Annotated in this window: 18 protein-coding genes; 11 read left to right on the top strand and 7 right to left on the bottom strand. The window is 65.7% G+C overall.

What is annotated here, in order from left to right; genetic code table 11:
- Positions 1–48 precede the first annotated feature (48 nt).
- The 4 genes from AC1D3B_RS03955 to AC1D3B_RS03940 form a co-directional block, all read right to left on the bottom strand.
- Complete coding sequence (locus AC1D3B_RS03955) at positions 49–2931, bottom strand: 2-oxoglutarate dehydrogenase E1 component (RefSeq protein WP_478189351.1); 2883 nt, start codon at positions 2929–2931, stop codon at positions 49–51.
- Positions 2932–3214: 283 nt separating this feature from the next.
- Entirely contained in the window at positions 3215–3493 is a 279-nt protein-coding gene (locus tag AC1D3B_RS03950) for a hypothetical protein (RefSeq protein ID WP_478189350.1), read from the bottom strand.
- 6 nt (positions 3494–3499) lie between these two features.
- Positions 3500–5035, bottom strand: a complete 1536-nt coding sequence (locus AC1D3B_RS03945; protein WP_478189349.1) for a tripartite tricarboxylate transporter permease — start codon at positions 5033–5035, stop codon at positions 3500–3502.
- 1 nt (position 5036) lies between these two features.
- Entirely contained in the window at positions 5037–5456 is a 420-nt protein-coding gene (locus tag AC1D3B_RS03940; protein WP_478189348.1) for a tripartite tricarboxylate transporter TctB family protein, read from the bottom strand.
- 279 nt (positions 5457–5735) lie between these two features.
- On the opposite strand from AC1D3B_RS03940, the gene AC1D3B_RS03935 reads away from it, so the two are divergent.
- The 3 genes from AC1D3B_RS03935 (at position 5736) to AC1D3B_RS03925 (ending at position 7599) form a co-directional block, all read left to right on the top strand.
- Positions 5736–5885: a hypothetical protein gene (locus AC1D3B_RS03935; protein ID WP_478189347.1), complete on the top strand. Its 150-nt coding sequence runs from the start codon at positions 5736–5738 to the stop codon at positions 5883–5885.
- Between the two features lie 133 nt (positions 5886–6018).
- Positions 6019–6378 carry a PRC-barrel domain-containing protein gene (locus AC1D3B_RS03930; protein ID WP_478189346.1) on the top strand — a complete coding sequence of 120 codons (360 nt, stop codon included), beginning with the start codon at positions 6019–6021 and terminating at the stop codon, positions 6376–6378.
- Positions 6379–6477: 99 nt separating this feature from the next.
- Complete coding sequence (locus AC1D3B_RS03925; RefSeq protein WP_478189345.1) at positions 6478–7599, top strand: 3-deoxy-7-phosphoheptulonate synthase; 1122 nt, start codon at positions 6478–6480, stop codon at positions 7597–7599.
- A 6-nt stretch (positions 7600–7605) separates the two neighbouring features.
- Here the strand turns inward: AC1D3B_RS03925 and AC1D3B_RS03920 are convergent, their stop codons facing one another.
- A complete protein-coding gene (locus AC1D3B_RS03920; RefSeq protein ID WP_478189344.1) occupies positions 7606–8643 on the bottom strand; it encodes a VWA domain-containing protein in 1038 nt (345 codons plus the stop codon).
- Between the two features lie 222 nt (positions 8644–8865).
- On the opposite strand from AC1D3B_RS03920, the gene AC1D3B_RS03915 reads away from it, so the two are divergent.
- From AC1D3B_RS03915 to AC1D3B_RS03890, 6 genes are read left to right on the top strand one after another with little or no spacing between them, the layout of a single operon-like run.
- The gene (locus AC1D3B_RS03915; protein WP_478189343.1) at positions 8866–9897 is read left to right on the top strand and encodes a LacI family DNA-binding transcriptional regulator; all 1032 of its coding nucleotides are present in this window, start codon (positions 8866–8868) and stop codon (positions 9895–9897) included.
- A gap of 24 nt (positions 9898–9921) precedes the next feature.
- A complete protein-coding gene (locus AC1D3B_RS03910) occupies positions 9922–11532 on the top strand; it encodes an FAD-dependent oxidoreductase (RefSeq protein ID WP_478189342.1) in 1611 nt (536 codons plus the stop codon).
- A gap of 49 nt (positions 11533–11581) precedes the next feature.
- Positions 11582–12850: an ABC transporter substrate-binding protein gene (locus AC1D3B_RS03905; RefSeq protein WP_478189341.1), complete on the top strand. Its 1269-nt coding sequence runs from the start codon at positions 11582–11584 to the stop codon at positions 12848–12850.
- A 40-nt stretch (positions 12851–12890) separates the two neighbouring features.
- On the top strand, positions 12891–13826 hold the full coding sequence (locus AC1D3B_RS03900; protein WP_478189340.1) for a carbohydrate ABC transporter permease: 936 nt from the start codon (positions 12891–12893) through the stop codon (positions 13824–13826).
- On the top strand, positions 13816–14658 hold the full coding sequence (locus AC1D3B_RS03895) for a carbohydrate ABC transporter permease (protein ID WP_478189339.1): 843 nt from the start codon (positions 13816–13818) through the stop codon (positions 14656–14658). The genes AC1D3B_RS03900 and AC1D3B_RS03895 overlap by 11 nt, the downstream gene beginning before the upstream one ends.
- Before the next feature lie 24 nt (positions 14659–14682).
- On the top strand, positions 14683–15771 hold the full coding sequence (locus AC1D3B_RS03890) for an ABC transporter ATP-binding protein (RefSeq protein ID WP_478189338.1): 1089 nt from the start codon (positions 14683–14685) through the stop codon (positions 15769–15771).
- Here the strand turns inward: AC1D3B_RS03890 and AC1D3B_RS03885 are convergent.
- Positions 15751–16314, bottom strand: coding sequence for a GAF domain-containing protein (locus AC1D3B_RS03885; protein WP_478189337.1), 564 nt, complete (start codon positions 16312–16314; stop codon positions 15751–15753). The two genes, AC1D3B_RS03890 and AC1D3B_RS03885, sit on opposite strands and share 21 nt — an antisense overlap.
- Positions 16315–16501: 187 nt before the next feature.
- Here AC1D3B_RS03885 and AC1D3B_RS03880 point away from each other — a divergent pair, with 187 nt between their 5' ends.
- Both AC1D3B_RS03880 and AC1D3B_RS03875 read left to right on the top strand, forming a co-directional pair.
- Positions 16502–18067, top strand: coding sequence for an acyl-CoA synthetase (locus AC1D3B_RS03880; protein ID WP_478189336.1), 1566 nt, complete (start codon positions 16502–16504; stop codon positions 18065–18067).
- Between the two features lie 51 nt (positions 18068–18118).
- On the top strand, positions 18119–18310 hold the full coding sequence (locus tag AC1D3B_RS03875) for a hypothetical protein (protein ID WP_028253671.1): 192 nt from the start codon (positions 18119–18121) through the stop codon (positions 18308–18310).
- 41 nt (positions 18311–18351) lie between these two features.
- On the opposite strand, the gene AC1D3B_RS03870 is transcribed toward AC1D3B_RS03875, so the two are convergent.
- Positions 18352–20067, bottom strand: coding sequence for a hypothetical protein (locus AC1D3B_RS03870; protein ID WP_478189335.1), 1716 nt, complete (start codon positions 20065–20067; stop codon positions 18352–18354).
- Between the last annotated feature and the right edge of the window lie 67 nt (positions 20068–20134).

Here is a 20134-nt window from a genome sequence, read left to right as displayed (position 1 = left end):
GTGCTCCGCTTCGTGTTTCTTATGCAGGTGAATCGAGTTCTTGTTTTGTTACTTGGTCAGCACGAAGCCTTTGAGCTTGCCGAACGCGCCGTCGACCAGCGCCTTCTGCTGTTCCTGGTGCAGGTGCGAGTAGCCGACCGCCGGCGATGCCGAAGCGGCACGGCCGGAGTAGCCGAGCTTCTGGCCTTCCTGCATGTTCTCGTGGATGTAGTGCTGCACGAAGAACCAGGCGCCCTGGTTCTGCGGTTCGTCCTGGGACCACACCACGTCGACCAGATTCGGGTACTTCTTCAGTTCGGCGCCGAAGGCCTTGTGCGGGAACGGGTAGAGCTGCTCGACGCGGATGATCGCCACGTCGTCGGCACCCTTCTCCTCGCGCTTCTTCGCCAGGTCGTAGTAGACCTTGCCGGAGCAGGCGATGACGCGCTTGACCTTCTCGGCCTTCAGGTCCTTGTGGTCCGGGATGACGGTCTGGAAGCTGCCCTTGGTGAACTCGGACAACGGCGAGGTCGCGTCCTTGTTACGCAGCAGCGACTTCGGGGTCATGATCACCAGCGGCTTGCGCAGGTTGCGCACCATCTGCCGGCGCAGCACGTGGAAGATCTGGCTGGCCGTGGTCGGCTGCACCACCTGGATGTTGGTGTCGGCCGACAACTGCATGAAGCGCTCGAGGCGCGCCGAGCTGTGTTCGGGGCCCTGGCCTTCGTAGCCGTGCGGCAGCATCAGCGTGATGCCGTTGACGCGGCCCCACTTGACTTCGCCCGATGCGATGAACTGGTCGATCACGACCTGCGCGCCATTGACGAAGTCGCCGAATTGCGCTTCCCAGATCACGAGCGTGTTCGGATCGTTGGAGGCGTAGCCGTATTCGAAGGCGAGCACGGCTTCTTCCGACAGGATCGAGTCGATCACGACGAAAGGCGCCTGGTTGTCGGCGACGTTCTGCAGCGGCACGTAGGTGCCTTCGTCGAACTTCTCGCGGTTCTGGTCGTGCAGCACGGCGTGGCGGTGCGTGAAGGTTCCGCGGCCGCTGTCCTCGCCCGACAGGCGCACCGGATAGCCGCTCGCCACGAGCGAGGCGAAGGCCATGTGCTCGCCCATGCCCCAGTCGACATTGACGTCGCCGCGGCCCATGGCGGCGCGGTCGTCCAGCACCTTCTTGACCAGCGGATGCACGGTGAAGTTGTCCGGTGCCTTGGTGATGCGCTCGGCCAGCCGCTTCCATTCGGCTGTGGGGATCGCGGTGTCGCCGGCGTCGGTCCACTTCTTGTTCAGGAAGGGGTTCCAGTCGACCGCGTACTTGCTCTTGAAGTTGGTCAGGACCGGGTCCGAGGTGTTCTTGCCGGCATCGAAGGCCGCGCGCTGCGCCTTGACCATGTCGTCGCCGAGCGTGGCGCCGAGGCCCTGCGCGGCGAGCTTGTCGGCATACAGCTTGCGCGTGCCGGGGTGCTGCGCGATCTTCTTGTACATCAGCGGCTGCGTGAGCGCCGGGGTGTCCTGCTCGTTGTGGCCGAGCTTGCGGAAGCAGATGATGTCGACGACGACATCCTTCTGGAATTCCATGCGGAATTCGAGGGCGAGCTGGGTCGCGAGCACCACGGCTTCGGGGTCGTCGCCGTTCACGTGCAGCACCGGTGCCTCGATCATCTTGACGATGTCGGTGCAGTACAGCGTCGAGCGGCTGTCACGCGGGTCGCTGGTGGTGAAGCCGATCTGGTTGTTGATCACGATGTGCACCGTGCCGCCGGTGGAGTAGCCGCGCGTTTCGGCCAGCGCCAGCGTTTCCATCACGACGCCCTGTCCTGCGAAGGCGGCGTCGCCGTGCACGATGACCGGCAGCACCTGCTTGCCGAGCGGGTCGGCGCGGCGGTCCATGCGCGCGCGCACCGAGCCTTCGACCACCGGGTTCACGATCTCGAGGTGCGAGGGGTTGAAGGCGAGGCTCAGGTGCACCGGGCCGCCGGGCGTCGACACGTCCGAGCTGAAGCCCTGGTGGTACTTGACGTCACCGCTGGGCAGGTCTTCGGGTGCCGTGTGATCGAACTCGGCGAAGAGGTCGGCCGGCATCTTGCCGAGCGAATTGACCAGCACGTTCAGGCGACCGCGGTGCGCCATGCCGATCACGATTTCCTGCACGCCCTTGATGCCGGCCTGCCTGATCAGTTCGTCCATCGCGACGATGAAGCTCTCGCCGCCTTCGAGCGAGAAGCGCTTCTGGCCGACGTACTTGGTGTGCAGGAAGCGCTCGAGGCCTTCGGCAGCCGTCAGGCGCTCGAGGACGCGCTTCTTCTGGTCGGCGTTGAACTGCGGATTGGTCCGGGCGCTTTCGAGCTTCTGCTGCCACCAGCGCTTCTGGCCCTGGTCGGTCATGTACATGTACTCGGCGCCGATGGTGCCGCAGTAGGTTTCGCGCAACGCATTGAGCAGGTCGCGCAGCGACATCGTCTCCTTGCCGAAGAAGGTGTTGCTCGTGTTGAACACCGTTTCGAGGTCGGCATCGGCAAAGCCGTAGAACGAGGATTCGAGTTCGGGGATCGCGGGACGCTCGGTGCGCTTGAGCGGATCGAGGTCGGCCCAGCGGGCGCCGACGTTGCGGTAGGCGGCGATCAGCTGCTGGACGGCGGTGCGCTTGCGGCCGAGTTCGGAATCGGCGCCGCTGGCCACGACCACCTTGGTGGTGCCCTGCTTGGCGCGTTCGGCGAAGGCGTTGACGACCGGCAGGTGCGGCACGTCCTTGGTGTTGGTTCCGTCCGTCGCGGGGACGTTCTGGAGCGCGTCGAAGTACGAGCGCCAGTTGTCGGGCACGCTGCCCGGATTGGAGAGGTAGTTTTCGTACATCTCTTCGACATAGGGCGCATTGCCGCCGAAGAGGTAGGTATTGCCTTGATAGGCGCTGTAGACGGACGAAGACGTCGACGAGGAATCGCTCATATTCCGCTGACCTTCGCTTCCCTTTGGGAAGCACTAGCTGGTTAAGAAACCTTCCGCGACACGGCTGAACCGATTGGCGGATGCGACTGTGGCTGGGGAAGGGCCTGAGTACCGGGGCATTGTGCCACTGTTATCGAAAACCCCCAGGCTTGCCCACTACGTGTGGCCGCCCACCCCCTTTCCAAGGGGGCGATACCTGCGGACCGGCAGAGCCGGTTCCGCGGTATCTCCCGAAGGCGACCCTCAGCTTCGCTGGGGTCGACGGGTCTTCTCGGAGAGAGGGTCAGGAAGGGATTGCGGGACGCTTGCGTATGCACAGGTGCGACAGCATGTCATCAAGTTCCGCGTCGGAGTGACCCTCCCCCTCTCGGGCCAGATCCCACTGCCAGATAACCTGCAGGTCCTGGACGCGCATGTTGTCGAAGACTTCCGAGGCCACCCACGCGAGGTCAGGCCTTTGAACGTCGAGGCGCTCTGCGAGGCGGCGCAATGCCACCGACGGCGGACCCCGCCCGAATTCGACCTTGGCGAGGGTCCGGACTTCGTCGGTGACTTCGAACATCGGCGGTCAGGAAGCCGGCGCTTCCTCGAGGGGCTGGGCGTCACCTTGCCGGCGGAGCGCATTCTTCTTTCGCACCTGGAGCACGAACGCAACCAGTTGCCAGGTGACGAAGACGCCGATCAGGGCCATCAGGCTGCCGGCGATCGGGCGGTTGAAGAAGGTGGTGAAGCTCCCCCGGCTCAAGAGCAGCGCGCGGCGGAAGTTCTCTTCCAGCATCGGGCCGAGGATGAAGCCCAGCATCAACGGGGACGGGTCCAGTTCCAAACGCATGAACATGTAGCCCATGAAGCCGAACGCGGCCGTGATGTAGACGTCCTCCATGCTGTTGTTCACGCTGTAGGTGCCGATGCAGCAGAAGAACAGGATCGACGGGAACAGCACGCTGTACGGGATCTTGAACACCGACAGCCAGTAGCGCACCAGCGGCACGTTCAGCACGAGCAGGAAGACGTTGCCCACCCACATGCTGGCCACCAGGCCCCAGAACAGCTCGGGGTGGGCGGCAATCATGTTCGGCCCGGGCTGGATGCCCTTGATGATGAAGGCGGCCAGCATCAGCGCCATCACGGCGTTCTCGGGGATGCCGATGCTCATCAGCGGGATGAAGCTGGTGCGTGCTGCCGCTTCGTCGGCCGCCGCCTGTCCGGCCACGCCCTCGATGCAGCCGGTGCCGATCTCGTGCTTGTACTTGCTGAGCTTCTTGTCGATCGCGTAGGCGGCGAACTGCGCGATGGTGGGGCCGCCGCCGGGCAGGATGCCCAGGAAGGACCCGACCACGCTGCCACGCAGGGCGCTGGGGATGATGCGCTTGAATTCCGGCCACGTCGGCATGAGCTTGATCTTGCCGTTGAAGGGCGAGCGCTCCTCCCGGGAGTCCAGGTTCTTCGTGACTTCGGCAATGCCGAAGCAGCCGAGCGCGATGCTCACGACACCCACGCCGTCCACCAGGAACGGCAGGTCCATCGTGAAGCGCGCCATGCCGCTGTTCACGTCGGTGCCGATCTGGCCGAGGAGCACGCCCACCATGGACATGGCCAGCCCGTTGAGCAGGCTGCCGGTGGTGACGAAGCTCACGCACATGAAGCCCACCAGCATCATGGCGCAGTAGTCCGCCGGTCCGAAGAGGAAAGCCACCTCGCCCAGCGTGGGCGCCAGGAAGGTCAGCACCAGGATGGCGATGCTGCCCCCGATGAAACTGGAGACGCCCGCGGTGAACAGCGCGAGGCCGGTTTTCCCCTTCAGCGTCATCTGGTAGCCGTCTATGCAGGCCACGATGCTGCTCGCATGCGGGATCTTCATCGTGATGGCGCTCACGCTGTCCCCGTACTGCGCGCCGTAGTAGATGCCGGCCAGCATGATCAGCGCGCCCGTCGTCGGGATCGAATAGGTCAGCGGCAGCAGCAGGCTGATGGTGGCCAGCGGACCCAGGCCGGGCAGCAGGCCGACGAGCGTGCCGACGACGCAGCCGATGGCGCAGTAGAGAAGGTTGTGGATGGTCAGGGCGTGCGAGAAGCCGAACGCCAGGTTGTTGAGGGCGTCCATGTCAGTAAAGGGGCAGGTTCAGGCCGAGGAATTTCTGGAGCACGAAGGCCATCGTGAGCAGCCCCGCCGAGATCTTGACGTTGCGGATCCACGAGTAGGAACTGCCGGCCAAGGTGGAACAGAACACCAGGAAGATGATGCCGGCGATCATGTTCACGTACGTGGAGATGAGCGCCAGTCCGCACAGGCTGGCCATGATGATGGCGATGTTCCTGAAGTTCAGGTTCATCTTCACGGGCTCGACGAAGAACGATCGGATCACGGTGATGACGCCGACCAGCAGCAATAGCGAACTGACCACGACGGGAAACAGGCCGGGCCCCGCGCGGCTGAAGTCTCCGACCGGATAGTGAAGCGCAGCAAGGCCGAAGGCCAGCGCGATCGCGATGAGGAATAGCCCTCTGAGAAGATTTCTGTTCATGGCAAATGACGGGTTTGTCTCCGGTGGTGGGGACCCCCACTTTTGTGATGCCGGGCACCCCGACTCCCTCTGTCGAAACGGGGAATGCGGGGGGCAAGTCGATGTTCTTGCCGCGAGCCTGATCGGACTCTGACTCGACCTTGAGGGGAATTACGTATGCAGCTTCGGTCGCGTCCGAAGCAAACCGGCACGCGGATCGGATACGTCCCACAGGCGCCGGGCCACCGGGCGATCAGCCTTCGCTCGACGCAATCACGCGCAACCCGACAGGAGTTCCCCATGATCCGCAAACTGGCTTCGGGCCAATACCGCCTCTACTCCCGGAAGACCGACGCGAAGACCGGCAAGCGCCGCAATCTCGGCACCTTTGACACGCTGGAGCAGGCACGCCAGCACGAGCGTGAAGTGCAGTACTTCAAGCGCCATTGAGTCGCCCGGGAAGTGCCGGCCCGCAGATCGCGCCGGGCCAGCACAGGCCTACATCCCGAGGGCGTCGATCCCGATCGCGGCGCGCGTCCGGCGGCGAGATACCTGAGCTGTCCCATCCACAAAGGAGTCTTCAATGACCACCGAAACTTTCGCATCTACCAGCAACGTCATCTCGTCCGAACGCGTCGAAGGCACGTCGGTCTATAACCAGGCCGGCGACAAGCTCGGGTCGATCGACGATCTCATGATCGACAAGCTGTCGGGGCAGGTACGCTATGCCGTCCTCGAATTCGGCGGCTTCCTCGGTATCGGCACGGACCGCTATCCGCTTCCCTGGAACATGCTGAAGTACGACACCTCGATGGACGGCTATGTCGTGCCGTTGGACAAGAACACGCTGGAAGGCGCGCCTCGCTACACGGCGGAGGAAGTCCCGGATTACACCGCCGACTACAACCGTCGCGTCAATGACTACTACGGCGTGAACTGGTAACCGTGCGCCGGCAAGGCGGCCGCGCCCCGCGACGCGGTCGCTGCTGTCGCAGCTTCTCCCGCTGAAGGAGAATCCCAGGCTCCACATCAGGAGCACGACATGCCGAAGCTCGACGACCCCCTGCACGACGCCGAGATCGGTTCGCGCGACAGCACGATCGACACCACCCGCATCGACGATGTCCGCATCGGCGCGGTCCGGCCGCTCATGACGCCGGCGCTGTTGCAGGAAAGGGTTCCGGTGCTCGACGACACCCTCGCGCTCGTCGAGCAGAGCCGCGTGGCGATCGCCAACGTCCTGCACGGACGCGACGACCGGCTGATCGTGGTGGTCGGCCCCTGCTCGATCCACGACCACGACCAGGCCATCGAATATGCCCACCGCCTGAAAAAGGTGGCAGACGATCTCGGAGACGATCTTCTGGTCGTGATGCGCACCTATTTCGAGAAGCCGCGCACAACGGTGGGCTGGAAAGGCTACATCAACGATCCGCACCTGGACGGCAGCTTCGCGATCAACGAAGGCCTCGAACGCGCGCGGCGCCTGCTTCGGGAGCTGACGCTCTTGGGCCTGCCGACGGGCACGGAATTCCTCGACCTGCTGAGTCCCCAGTTCATCGCCGACCTGATCGCATGGGGCGCCATCGGGGCCCGTACCACCGAGAGCCAGAGCCATCGCCAGCTCGCCTCCGGACTCAGCTGCCCGGTGGGCTTCAAGAACGGGACGGACGGAAGTATCAAGGTGGCTGCCGACGCCATCCTTGCCGCGAGGGCGCCGCACGCGTTCATGGGCATGACCAAGATGGGGATGGCGGCGATCTTCGAGACCCGCGGCAACGACGACTGCCACGTGATCCTGCGCGGCGGAAAGTCGCCGAACTATTCCGCCGCCGACGTGGCTGCGAGTTGCGATGCCCTGCGTGCCAATGGCCTGACGGAGCAGGTCATGATCGACGTCTCGCATGGCAACAGCAGCAAGCAGCACCAGCGACAGATCCCGGTGGCGCACGACGTGGCGGAGCAGATCGCCGCGGGCGACTCGCGCATCACCGGCGTCATGATCGAAAGTCACCTGGAGGAAGGCCGGCAAGACCTCATCCCCGGCGTGCCGCTCAGGCACGGCGTCTCCATCACGGACGCCTGCATCGGCTTCGCGCAGACGGTCCCGGTGCTGGATGATCTGGCCAGTGCCGTGCGCCGCCGACGGACGAAGCGCGCGTGAAAGCGCTCAATTGAGGCGCGCGAACCAGATCAGCGACAGGAGCGCCGCCGTTGCCGCAATGAGCGCAGAAATCAACGTCAGCGGGCCGGTGAGTTCGGTGTCCCGCGTCTGCACCTGCAAGCGCGATCCCAGCTTTTCGTAGACGCTGCGCAGCATCTCCGCGGTGCCTGCATGGTGGTACTCGCCGCCGGTCATGCGCGCCACTTCGCGCAGCGTCGGTTCGTCGAGTTGCATGTAGATGGCCATGCCGTCCGGCATGGCGGCGTCGCCATCCACCGTCCCCAGCCCCACCACATAGATCCGCACGCCGCGATCGGCCGCCATCTTCGCTGCTTCCAGCGTATCGACCCCGGTGGTGCGGCGGCCATCGCTCAGCAGGATGATCGCAGCCGAGTCGTACGAGCCGGGCGCCACCGGCGTGATCTGCATCGGCGGCGGCTTCCCTTTCTCGTCCAGGCTCCGCCCGCGTGCCTTGTTGCCGTATGGCAGGTCGGCGAGTTCTATGCCCTGCTCCGGAAACAGTTCCGCCAGGCACTGCACGATCGCGTTGCCGACCGCAGTGCCCATCTGCATCTGAAAGGCGTCGATGCTCGCCACCAGCGACTCGCGGTCCAGCGTCGCGCGCTGCGCGACCTGGCTGCTGCCGGCGAACGTGACGAGACCGACTTCGATGTTCTTCGGCAGTTCGCGCAGGAATGACTTCGCCGCCTCCTGCGCCGCCACGATGCGGCTCGGCTTGACGTCCGCGACGCGCATGCTGAGCGAGACATCGATGGCCAGCATGATCGATGACCGTGCCCATGGGAGCGGCACGCGCGCCACGGGGCGAGCCGCTGCAAGCAGCAATCCCAGGCAGGCAAGCAGGAACAGCGCGGGAGGCAGGTGCTGCCGCCAGGCGCGACCAGCGGAAGCCGCGCGAACCACGCCCAGGCTGCTGTAGCGCAGGGCTGTCCTTCTCCGACGGCGCAACACCCAGACATACGCTGCCGGAAGCAAGGGCAGCCCAAGCAGGAGCCAGAGCAGATCGGGCCAGAGGAAGAACATGGACGGGCGCTCCAGCAGGCAGGGGCACTCTCGGTGCGACAACATCGTGCCTGCGAAGCGTCCGATTCGCAACCGCCGGCCCGCCGCCCTACCTGCTCCAACGGGCTTTCTTTCGGCACCCGCGATCCCTCGGGAAATCCCTCCCCTTTACGGCCTCGAATTTTCTGAAACCTTGCTGATAATGCGCATTACCAATCAAGTAATACGCATCAGCAAAGCAAAATGGTCGCCCGCCGCCTGACCCAGCAAGACATCGCCAAGCTCGCCGGCGTGAGCCAGGCGACGGTGTCCCTGGTGCTCAACGGCGCCGGCAACGCGCTGGCGCGAATTCCGCCGGAAACGCGCGAGCGGGTGCAGAAGATCATTCGCGACACAGGCTACGTGCCAGACCCGATCGCGCGCCGCATGGCCAGGGGTTCGAACCGTATCCTGGGCGTGTTCACCTACGAGCCGGCTTTTCCGAACGCACACGCCGACTTCTTCCTCCCCTTCCTGTTCGGCATCGAAGAGGAAGCGCAGGCGCGCGGCTATGACCTCCTGCTCCTGACCGGTGCCGGCGAAGGCGCCCAGCGCAAGATATTTGCCGAGGAAGGCCGGCTGCGCATCGCCGACGGATGCATCGTGCTGGGCAAGACCTTCGACCGGACCGAACTCGCGCGCCTCGTGGCGGGCGACTATCCCTTCGTCGCGATCGGCCGGCGCGAGGACGCGGGCGGCGCCGTGCCCTACGTCGGCGGCGACTATGCGACGGCCACCGGCGCGCTGGTGCGGCAGGCACGCGAACTGGGACATCGGCGGCTGGCCTATCTCGGATCGATCGGCCCGGCCGAATCGCCGCTGGACCGCTGGACGGGCTTTGCCGCCGCACTCGGCGCAGATCTGGAACTGGCCCTGCAATTGCCGGACACGCCCGCCGAGGATGGCGAACTGCTCGACACGCTGCTGGCCAGCGGCGCGACCGTGGCCTTCTGCGTGGAACTGGCCGACGCCGTGCGCCTCGAGCGCGCGGCCAAGGCGCGCGGGCTGGGCCTGCCGGCCGATTTCTCGGTCGTGGCGCTGGGCTCGCACGTCCGCACGGAAGGCAGCGGCACCCTCTTCGCATCCTTTGCCGTGCCGCGCGAGGAAATGGGCCGCCAAGCCACCGCGATGCTCGTGCGCAGGGTCGAAGGCGGCATGTCCCAAGCCGTGCAGCAGGTGCTGCTGCCTTGCGAGCCGATCCGCGGCGAAACCCTCGGCCCCGCGAAACCGGACTGAACTCACCCCATGGAACGACACAGCATGCGAGAAATGAAGACGGACATCCTCGTGGTCGGCGGCGGCCTCGGCGGCGTGGCCGCCGCGCTGGGCGCACTGGAGGCCGGCCGGACGGTGGTGATGAGCGAAGAGTACGACTGGATCGGTGGGCAGCTCACCAGCCAGGCGGTGCCCCCGGACGAGCACAGCTGGGTGGAGCGCTTCGGCGTCACGCGCCGCTATCGCGCGCTGCGCGACGGCATTCGACGCTACTACCGCGACCACTACCCGCTGACCGCGGCCAGCCGCGCATGGGACGAACTCAATCCGGGTGCGGGCTGGGTCAGTCGCATCTGCGCCGAGCCTCGCGTCGGCCTGGCGGTGCTCGAGGCCATGCTGGCGCCCCATCGCGGCGCCGGCCGGCTGACGGTGCTGCAACCCTACCGCCCCGTCGCAGCCGACACGCAGGGCGACAAGGTGCGCGCCGTGACGCTGCGCCATCGCGACACCGGCGACGAGATCGCGGTCGAGGCCGCCTTCGTGATCGATGCAACCGAACTGGGCGACCTGCTGCCGCTCGCCGGCTGCGAGTACACCATCGGCTTCGAAAGCCAGGCCGACACGGGCGAGCCGAGCGCGCCGGCCGCGGCCCAGCCGCACAACGTGCAGGCCGTGTCGATCTGCTTCGCGATCGACCACGTCGATGGCGACCACACCATCGACAAGCCGCGCAACTACGACTTCTGGCGCGCCTACCAGCCGCACTTCTGGGGCGGGCCGCTGCTGGGCTTCAAGGCGCCGAACCCACGCACGCTGGAGATCACCGAGCGCTCGTTCACGCCCAACCCGGATGACGATCCGTTGCTCGTCGATGCCGACCAGCGCAAGAGCGGCGGCGACCAGAACCTGTGGACCTTCAGGCGCATCGCGGCGCGGCGCAACTTCGTGCAGGGCGCCTATGCCTCGGACATCTGCCTGGTCAACTGGCCCATGATCGACTACATGGAGGCCTCGATCCTCGATGTGTCCGACGCCGAGAAGGCGCGGCATCTGCAGTCCGCCGCCGAGTTGTCGCACTCGGTCTTCTACTGGCTGCAGACCGAGGCGCCACGTGCCGATGGCGGAGCCGGCTTCCCGGGACTGCGGCTGCGCGGCGACGTCACCGGCACGACGCACGGGCTGGCGATGGCGCCCTACATCCGCGAGGGTCGCCGCATCCAGGGTGTCACCCGCATCGTCGAGCAGCACCTGTCGCATGCCGTGCGCGGCGACCAGGGCGCCGTGCACTACCGCGACAGCGTCGGCGTGGGCATGTACCGAATCGACCTGCATCCTTCCACGGGCGGCGACAACTACATCGACGTGCCTTCCTGTCCCTTCGAAATTCCGCTCGGCGCCCTATTGCCGCACCGCATGACGAACCTGCTCGCCGGCGGAAAGAACATCGCCACCACGCACATCACCAACGGCTGCTATCGGCTGCACCCGGTGGAATGGAACGTAGGCGAAGTGGCCGGGATGCTGGCGGCCCATTGCCTCGACCACGACGCCACGCCGCATCAGGTGCAGGCCGACGACGCGCGGCTCGCCGCCTTCCAGGCGCTGCTGGCGCGCGCCGGCGTGGAGACGCGCTGGCCCGACGTGCGCGCCTACTGAGACATCGGACCCATCGACCCGCATTGCAGACAAGACCGAGGAGACCACCATGTTCCAACGCAAGAAGCCCGTCACCCTCCGCGCCATCGCGACCGGCCTTGGCCTGTCACTGGCCCTCGCAGCCGGCGCAATGGCCGAGACCAAACTGCGCATGACCATCTGGAGCGCCAATGAAGCCCACCTGAAGCTTTTCAACGGCATCGCCGAAGGCTTCAGGAAGGACCACCCCGACGTCACGGTCAGCTTCGAGTCGCTGCCCTTCGAGAACTACACCACCGCGCTGACCACGCAGATCGCCGGAGGCAACGCCCCCGACATGGCCTGGATCTTCGAGACCAGCGCCTACGACTTCGTCAACTCGGGCGCACTCGTGCCGCTCTCCAAACCGCTCGCCGCCACGCCGGGCTACGACATGGGCGAGATCAGTCCGTCCGCCGCCGAGCGCTGGTCCAGGGACGGCGTGCTCTACGCCTATCCCTTCTCGACCTCGCCCTTCGCGGTGTTCGTCAACAACGACCTCATCCGCAAGGCCGGCGCCAAGACGCCGGCGGAGCTCATCGCCGCCGGGCAATGGACATGGCCCAATGCGATCGCGACGGCGCAGGCCGTGGCCCAGGGCGGCAAGGGCGGCCTGGTGGTGCGCGACTTCAACTACCAGGCCTGGCAGTACCTGTCCTCGGTCTGGAACGCCTGGGGCGCGGCACCCTGGAGTGCCGACGGCAAGCGCTGCACCTTCGCCGACAAGCCCATGGTCGATGCGCTCGGCTTCATCCACGACGCGATCTTCGTGAAGAAGGCGATCCCCGGGCCGGGCCAGAACGTCGACTTCTTCGCGGGCGACGCGGCCATGACGATCACGCAGATCAGCCGTGCCTCACTGCTGCCCAAGGACAAGCGCTTCGACTGGGACCTGGTGCCGCTGCCCAAGGGCCCGGCGGGCGACTACGCGATCGTCGGCCAGGCCGGCATCGGCGTGCTGAAGGCGGGCAAGGACCCGGCGATGGCGACCGCGTTCGTCGGCTACATGACCAACCCGGAAAACTCGGCCAAGCTGGCCCAGTTCTTCCCCTCGGCGCGCAAGTCATTGCTCAATGCCGACGTACTGGGCAAGACCAATGCCCTCCTCTCACCGGCGCAACTCGACAAGGTCGTGATTTCGGGCATCGCGACCGGCAAGGTCATGCCGGCACACACGGACTTCGCCCGCCTGCAGCAGACGGTGCGCTCCGGCCTCGACGCGGTGTGGCAACCCAAGGCCGACATCCCGGCGGCGACGCGCGCGATCTGCGCCCAGATCGGCCCACTGCTCGCGCAGTAAGCCACCGCCGCAAGCGCTCGACAACCAGCAAAGCCGCGTCATGGGCAGTACGTCCGACCCCGCATCCGCGCTGCCGCCGGCCACGCCGCGGCCGTTCTGGACGATCGCGCGGCGCGACAGCGTGGCGGGCCTGCTGTTCGCTGCCCCACAACTGGCGGGCACGTTCGTGTTCGTGCTCGTGCCGCTGGTCCTGGTGTTCTGGTATTCGCTGCACGAATGGAACGTGCTGGCCAACACCTTCAACTACACCGGCGCCCGGAACTACGAGCAGTTGCTGAGCGACCCCAACCTGCCCGGCGTGCTGCTGGCCTCGGCGCTGTTCTCGGCCGGGCTGGTGGTCCTGAACATGAGCCTCGCCCTGTTGCTGGCCGTGTTGCTGAACCAGAAGCTGGCAGGCATCACGGTGTTCCGCACGCTGTTCTTCTCGCCGGTGGTGGTCTCGCTGGTGGCCTGGACCATCGTCTGGGGCTTCCTGCTGCAGCACAACGGCGGCATCAACGGCGTGCTCAGGCTGATGGGCATCGAAGGGCCGAACTGGCTGCGTACGCCGACCACCGCGATGTTCTCGGTGATCGTGGTGCAGGTGTTCAAGAACGTGGGGCTCAACATGGTGCTGTTCCTTGCCGCGCTGCAGGGCGTGCCGCGCGAGCTCTATGAAGCCGCGCGCATCGACGGCGCGCCGCGCTTCAAGCAGTTCCGCCGCATCACGCTGCCGCTCATCAGCCCGACCATCATGCTGACCTCGATCATCACGGTCGTCGGCTCGCTGCAGGTGTTCGCGCAGATCGCGGTGCTCACGCAAGGCGGTCCGGGGGTGTCGACCACGGTGCTGGTGTACTACCTGTACCAGCAGACCTTCCAGTTCCATCGCTTCGGCTATGGCTCGACGCTGGCGATCGTGCTGTTCGCGATCGTCGCGCTGCTGACGCTGGCCCAGTGGCAGATGCGCAAGAAGTTCGTCTTCCATGAACAGTGAGATCTCCGCGCGCATGAAGGTCGCGGTGTACGGGCTGCTGTGCCTGCTGTTGATCCCCTTCGTGTTCCCGACCTGGTGGATGGTGACTTCGTCGCTGAAGCCGATCAGCGACATCTTCGTGTTTCCGCCGCAGCTCTTCCCGACGCATCCGGACTGGAGCACCTACAAGCAGGTGTTCACGGTCCAGCCCTTCGCGCAGCAATACTGGAACTCGGCCTGGATCGCGGCGGTGGTGACGACCGCCACGCTCGCCATCTCGTCGATGGCCGGCTATGCCTTTGCACGCATTCGCTTTCCGGGCGCCAATGCCTTGTTCATCGTCGTGCTCACCGGCCTGCTGATCCCCTCCGAAGTGACCATCGTGCCGCTGTTTCGCATGTTCCTGAAGCTCGGCTGGGTCAACACACACTGGCCGCTGGTGTTGATCCCGGTGTTCGGCGCGCCCAGCGTGTTCGCCACCTTCGTGATGCGCCAGTTCTTCATCGCGCTGCCGCAGGAACTGGAAGAAGCCGCGCGGGTGGATGGCCTCGGGCGCTTCAAGATCTTCCGCACCATCGCGCTGCCGCTGGCACGGCCGGCCCTGGCGTCGGTGGCGATCTTCACCTTCCTCCACAGCTGGAACCTGTACCTGGAGCCGATCGTGTTCCTGTCGACGCCATCCATGTTCACGCTGCCGCAGGCGCTCACGCAGTACACCGATGCCTATGGAGGGCCGATGTGGAACATCCAGCTTGCCGCGGCCACGCTCACGGCGCTGCCGGTGCTGATCGTCTTCGTGCTGGCGCAGAAGCAGTTCGTCGAAGGCCTGGCCCACTCGGGGCTCAAGGGCTGAGCGTCCTCATCCAGGCTCCCATTCATGGCAGAAGTCCTTCTCTCCCACCTCCAGAAACGCTTCGGCGCCGTACAGGTCATCCACGGGCTGGACCTGCACATCCATGACGGCGAGTTCGTGGCGCTCGTAGGGCCCTCGGGCTGCGGAAAATCGACCTTGCTGCGCATGATCGCCGGGCTGGAGGCGGTCACGCATGGCCGCATCCACATCGGCGGACGCGACGTGACCGACCTTGACCCGAAGGACCGCGACATCGCGATGGTGTTCCAGAACTACGCCCTCTATCCGCACATGACGGTCGCGGCCAACATGGGTTTCTCGCTGGAACACCGCGGCCGGCCGAAGTCGGAGATTGGCGAGCGCGTGCGCTGGGCGGCCGACATCCTGGGGCTCGCGCAATTGCTCGAGCGCTATCCGCGCCAGCTCTCCGGCGGCCAGCGACAGCGTGTCGCCATGGGGCGTGCCATCGTGCGCGACCCGCAGGTGTTCCTGTTCGATGAACCCTTGTCCAATCTCGATGCGAAGTTGCGCATCGTCATGCGTGGAGAGATCAAGGGCTTGCACCAACGGCTCAAGACCACCACGGTCTATGTCACGCACGACCAGGTCGAGGCGATGACGATGGCCGACCGCATCGTGGTGCTCAACGCGGGCCGGGTCGAGCAGGTCGGATCGCCGCTCGAACTCTTCGACCGCCCCGCCAACCAGTTCGTGGCCGGCTTCATTGGCTCGCCGGCGATGAACTTCATCCACGGACGCTGCACCTCAGAGGGTTTTGCAGCCGCAGGCACGCTCTTGCCACTGCCTCCGATGGCCACCCTCCCGTTGGGGGGACGCGATGCGATCTGCGGTATCCGGCCCGAGCACTTCGAGATCTGCAGGGCCGATGAAGGTGTCGCAGCGCAGGTGCAGTTGGTCGAACCGCTGGGTTCCGAGACGCAACTCGGCTTGCGCCTGGGCGAGACGCAGGTGATCGCCCTGTTCCACGAGCGCCTGGCCTTGGCGCCCGGCGATGTGCTGCACGTGCGGCCGAAGAGGGGCGCGGTGCATCTGTTCGATGCGGCAAGCGGCCTGAGACTGGACGCAGCTGCCTCAGTTCCCCGGGTCGAGTGACCGGTCGACATCGTGACCCTCGGCCTGGGCCAGCAGGCGCGCCGCGGCGCCCGCCGCCATCTCCAGACGCCGCACATCGCGCTCATCGAGGTGAGCGCATTCCGTGAAACTGAAGCCGCAGAGCACGCCGTACAGATTGCCGTCCGCGAACTGCACAGGCACGCCGATATGACCGCCCAGCACCTCGTAGTACTCGGGCAGCTGATAGCGTGTTCGCTCCTGGGCGATGCTCTTCATCAAGCGCGGCATCCGCCCGTCGACGATGCGCTGGCAGATGGTCATGTCCAGCGGGTGCGACTGCCCGGCCTTGACGACGGGATCCTTCGCCCTCGCCGACACGTGGCGGAACACACGCGCGCCCCCGACGAATTCACCGACGAAGACCACTTCGAGCTTGAGTTGTTCGCGCACGACGCGAAGCAGCGTCCCGATCGATCGCTCCAGATGCGCGCAGCCGCGCATGTCGGCGTCGGCCGTGACCATCGAGAGTTGTCCGGCCCAACCTGCCAGGTCGCCGTCTTGGGATTGAATTTCCGCTTCCATTGATAACCAGTCTCCGTCGCGACATCGTATGTCAGCCGCAGTCATCAATGTGTGCAAAACGGCGTGAATTCGACCCATATTCACTCGACCAAAGGCTGATGGAAGAAGGGAATTAGCTCTATAGGATTCGTTTTTCTTCAGTGACCGCACTTATGCTTTATCAAGCACCATAAACAAGGAGACGCCCATGAATTCGATCGCACGTCGCCAGACACTGGCCGACCTCGTACGGCGCAGTGCGCGCCGCTTTCCTTCGAAACTGGCCATCGCATGCGGGGACACCCGTTGGACCTACGCCGAGTTGGACACCATCGTCAACCGCCTGGCCGGGGCGCTTGCCGCGCGCGGCATCGTGGCGGGCGATCGTGTCGCCGTCCTCGCGCGCAACTCCCACGCCTTCGTCGCGCTGCGATTTGCGCTTGCGCGACTGGGCGCCGTGCTCGTGCCGATCAACTTCATGCTCAAGGCGGAGGAAGTCGCCTACATCCTCCGGCACGCCGGTGCGCGCATGCTCGCGACCGACAGCGGACTCGCGGCATTGGCACGCGACGCGGCGGCCCTCGACACCGCCGTGGGCGAGTTCGTCTGGCTGCCCTCCGAGGACCCGACCGATGCGCCCGAAGGCATGACCCGATTCGACATGCTCATCGGCATGCAGGCCGAGGCGCCCGAAGTGGACCTGAAGGGCGACGAGCTGGCTCAGATCGTCTACACGAGCGGCACCGAATCCGCCCCCAAGGGCGCGATGCTCACGCATGACGCCGTGATCGCCGAGTACGTGAGCTGCGTGGTCGACGCCGAGATCGCGACCGGCGACCTGATGCTCCACGCGCTACCGCTCTATCACTGCGCGCAGCTCGACGTGTTTCTCGGGCCGTGCATCTACGTGGGCGCGACCAACGTCATCACCGCCAAGCCGACGCCGGAGAACCTGCTCCCGATGCTGGCGCGGCACGGCATCCAGTCCTTCTTCGCGCCGCCAACCGTCTGGATCGGCCTGCTGCGTTCGCCGCTGTTCGAGCAGGTCGACCTCCAGTCGCTCAAGAAGGGCTACTACGGCGCGTCGATCATGCCGGTCGAGGTGCTGCGCGAACTGGCCACGCGGCTGCCCGCCGTGCGGCTCTGGAACCTCTACGGACAGACCGAGATCGCCCCGCTCGCAACCATGCTCGGCCCCGATGACCAGTTGCGCAAGGCAGGCTCCGCAGGCCGGCCCGTGCTGAACGTGGAGACGCGTGTCGTCGACGACCTGATGCGCGATGTCGCCGTCGGCGAGGTGGGCGAGATCGTCCACCGGTCGCCGCACCTGATGCTCGGCTACTACCGCGACGAGGCGCGCACCGCCGCCGCGTTCGAGGGCGGCTGGTTCCACTCGGGCGACCTTGGCGTGCTCGACGACGAAGGCTACCTGAGCGTTGTCGATCGCAAGAAGGACATGATCAAGACCGGCGGCGAAAACGTCGCCAGCCGCGAGGTCGAGGAAGCCATCTATCGCCTGGCCGGCATCAGCGAGGTCGCGGTGATCGGCGTGCCGCATCCGCGCTGGGTGGAGGGCGTGCTGGCGGTCGTGGTGGCGAAGCCGGGACACTCGCTGGACGAGCAGCAGGTCATGAACCATTGCGCGCAGCACCTCGCGAGTTTCAAGTCACCCAAGCGCGTGGTCTTCGTCGATGCGTTGCCGAAGAACCCCAGCGGCAAGCTCCTCAAGCGCGAACTGCGCAACAGCCATGTCGCGGCGTTCTCTAGCGATTGAGGTCGGCCCCGACATGTATCGCTTTGTTCCCGGGTAAAATCTCGCCCCTCTATGTCGGATACCCAACTTACCAAAGATGGCCTGCGCTACGTCAAGAAGGCGCCGGGCTCCATCATCACCACCCCTCGCGCCGAATCGATGATGTCGTGCTTCAAGTGCGGCAAGTTCACGCTTCGGACCGCGATGACTTCGCGGCGTTTCCTCGGCAAGAACCACCTCGTCTGCGCACCCAAGTGCGGATAGCCGCCGCCCGAGCGCGCACGCAGCCGACGACCTGATCGACTTCACCGGCTCACTGTCACCTGCCGGATACTGAACTGGGAATGGGCCGGACCGTCGGAGTCGAGGCAGAAGTTGTAGCCGTACATGCCGACGAAGCGGGCGTTGGGCACGCTCCACGTCTTCTCGTGAAAACTGGTTCCGACAACGCGGAACCAGCCCTCGCCGGATGGCACAAGGCCATTTCCGTCGGCCGAGGCAATCAACGCGTCCGACTCGTACCGGAGATTGAAGCCGGGGTCGCCGTTCCCATGTCCGCGCAGCACGACGGTGATGCGAATTGGCGTGGCGGCATACAGCGGCAGGAAGGCCGGGTCCACGGCAAAGCAGGGGCCATTGCGGCCTTCGAGGTTGAACTCGGGCGTGTTGTTCACCACGGTCGCGACGGGTGCGTCTTTCATGAAGACGCCCTTCGGCATGGCGCCGGCCGTCAATTGCACCGACGCCGAAGCGCTGTGGTCCCCGTTCCATGGAAACGGCTTGCCGCTGCTGGCGGCAGCTTCGCTCAGCCATTGCCGGGCTTGTGCCGAGCCAGCCGGAGCGACCAGGATCGCAGGCGCGTCGGTCAGCGTCGGTGTTCGGGACGTGGTGGTTGTGCCGGTGCGCGGATCGACCACCGTGACGTCGGATGCCAGCGTGAGCACCGCCGGTTGACCGGCCCGCGTCCACGCCGACAGCGCCACGCCTTGCGGCCCGCGGAAGACGAAGCCGTAGTAGGCATTGCCGGGTTGCGTCCAGCCGACGTATCGGGGTCGCGCCCCCAGGTGGGTGTTCAGGCTGCGCAGCGCATGCCAGGCAGGCCGCCTCGTACCGTCGGCCGTCGTCAGACCCATCGTCAGGCCTTCGCTGTCGCTCGGGTCGAACCAGTAGGTGCGTGCCACGTGCTGCGCCAAGGCCATCGTGTAGATCTTTGCGAGCGCGTCGCCTTGTCGTTGTGGACCGACGCCATCCGCGGCGGGCGTCGCGGCGTTGAAGCCGATCTCCGTGAACCACACCGGCACGGCGGCCTTGTCGGGATCCTTGTCTCGCAGCATCGCGCGCACGCGGGGCGCGATCGCCATGAACTGCCCTTCCCAGCCCTGGGGAAGCAGGGACGCGACTTCGTAGGGATGCAGCGTGACGAAGTCGTACTTGCCCGCGGCACCGGCAGCAATGCTTTCGGCGAGCCAGTTGACGTGGTTGCTCTTGGCGGCGAGTCCTATCTGCACGTTCGGGTCGACCGCCTTTGCCGCATCGAAGGCGACAGCGACCACCTTGGCGTAGGACAAGGGTGACTGGTCGGCAGTGAAGTTGGGCGGTTCGTTCCAGACCTCCCAGTACTTGACCCGGCCCTTGTAGCGCCTGACCTGCGCCGTGACGTAACGGTGCCACCCGCGCAGGTCGTTCGCCGGCAGTGCGTAGACGGGGCCTGAACTCCATTGCAGGAAACCAACGACCGACATGCCGGCCGCGGTGATCGGCGTCAATCCGTCAGCATTGGGCGCGGAGTGGAAGCCGCGCACGGTCGTAATGCCGGCATCGGCCATCGCAGGCAGCCACGCATCGGGGTTGTAGGACAGCGCCGCCGATGGCGCCACGCCCCAAGGGCTCTCACGGTGAGGGGCGAACGCCGCTTCCTCGCCTGCCCATGCGACAACCGGGCCGATGACCCCGAGAAGCGCCGCGGCGGCGAGATGGCGGCGCGACGCCTGGAGGTCGAGGTCCATAGGTGTGGAGACCATGTTAGAGGGAAGTTCGACACGCACGGTTTACATAGACGTTAGAAGTCGTAAGACACCGCGCGAGAAC

The organism is Variovorax sp. P5_A3 (genome assembly GCF_056400665.1).
The sequence above is the reverse complement of the archived record's forward strand: the minus strand, read 5'-3'. Positions and strand labels throughout refer to the sequence as shown.

Bases quoted from the DNA above. Each gene is read 5' to 3' on its own strand.
- AC1D3B_RS03955 (WP_478189351.1), bottom strand. From the start codon at position 2,931: ATGAGCGATTCCTCGTCGACGTCTTCGTCCGTCTACAGCGCCTATCAA.
- AC1D3B_RS03950 (WP_478189350.1), bottom strand. From the start codon at position 3,493: ATGTTCGAAGTCACCGACGAAGTCCGGACCCTCGCCAAGGTCGAATTC.
- AC1D3B_RS03945 (WP_478189349.1), bottom strand. From the start codon at position 5,035: ATGGACGCCCTCAACAACCTGGCGTTCGGCTTCTCGCACGCCCTGACC.
- AC1D3B_RS03940 (WP_478189348.1), bottom strand. From the start codon at position 5,456: ATGAACAGAAATCTTCTCAGAGGGCTATTCCTCATCGCGATCGCGCTG.
- AC1D3B_RS03935 (WP_478189347.1), top strand. From the start codon at position 5,736: ATGATCCGCAAACTGGCTTCGGGCCAATACCGCCTCTACTCCCGGAAG.
- AC1D3B_RS03930 (WP_478189346.1), top strand. From the start codon at position 6,019: ATGACCACCGAAACTTTCGCATCTACCAGCAACGTCATCTCGTCCGAA.
- AC1D3B_RS03925 (WP_478189345.1), top strand. From the start codon at position 6,478: ATGCCGAAGCTCGACGACCCCCTGCACGACGCCGAGATCGGTTCGCGC.
- AC1D3B_RS03920 (WP_478189344.1), bottom strand. From the start codon at position 8,643: ATGTTCTTCCTCTGGCCCGATCTGCTCTGGCTCCTGCTTGGGCTGCCC.
- AC1D3B_RS03915 (WP_478189343.1), top strand. From the start codon at position 8,866: ATGGTCGCCCGCCGCCTGACCCAGCAAGACATCGCCAAGCTCGCCGGC.
- AC1D3B_RS03910 (WP_478189342.1), top strand. From the start codon at position 9,922: ATGCGAGAAATGAAGACGGACATCCTCGTGGTCGGCGGCGGCCTCGGC.
- AC1D3B_RS03905 (WP_478189341.1), top strand. From the start codon at position 11,582: ATGTTCCAACGCAAGAAGCCCGTCACCCTCCGCGCCATCGCGACCGGC.
- AC1D3B_RS03900 (WP_478189340.1), top strand. From the start codon at position 12,891: ATGGGCAGTACGTCCGACCCCGCATCCGCGCTGCCGCCGGCCACGCCG.
- AC1D3B_RS03895 (WP_478189339.1), top strand. From the start codon at position 13,816: ATGAACAGTGAGATCTCCGCGCGCATGAAGGTCGCGGTGTACGGGCTG.
- AC1D3B_RS03890 (WP_478189338.1), top strand. From the start codon at position 14,683: ATGGCAGAAGTCCTTCTCTCCCACCTCCAGAAACGCTTCGGCGCCGTA.
- AC1D3B_RS03885 (WP_478189337.1), bottom strand. From the start codon at position 16,314: ATGGAAGCGGAAATTCAATCCCAAGACGGCGACCTGGCAGGTTGGGCC.
- AC1D3B_RS03880 (WP_478189336.1), top strand. From the start codon at position 16,502: ATGAATTCGATCGCACGTCGCCAGACACTGGCCGACCTCGTACGGCGC.
- AC1D3B_RS03875 (WP_028253671.1), top strand. From the start codon at position 18,119: ATGTCGGATACCCAACTTACCAAAGATGGCCTGCGCTACGTCAAGAAG.
- AC1D3B_RS03870 (WP_478189335.1), bottom strand. From the start codon at position 20,067: ATGGTCTCCACACCTATGGACCTCGACCTCCAGGCGTCGCGCCGCCAT.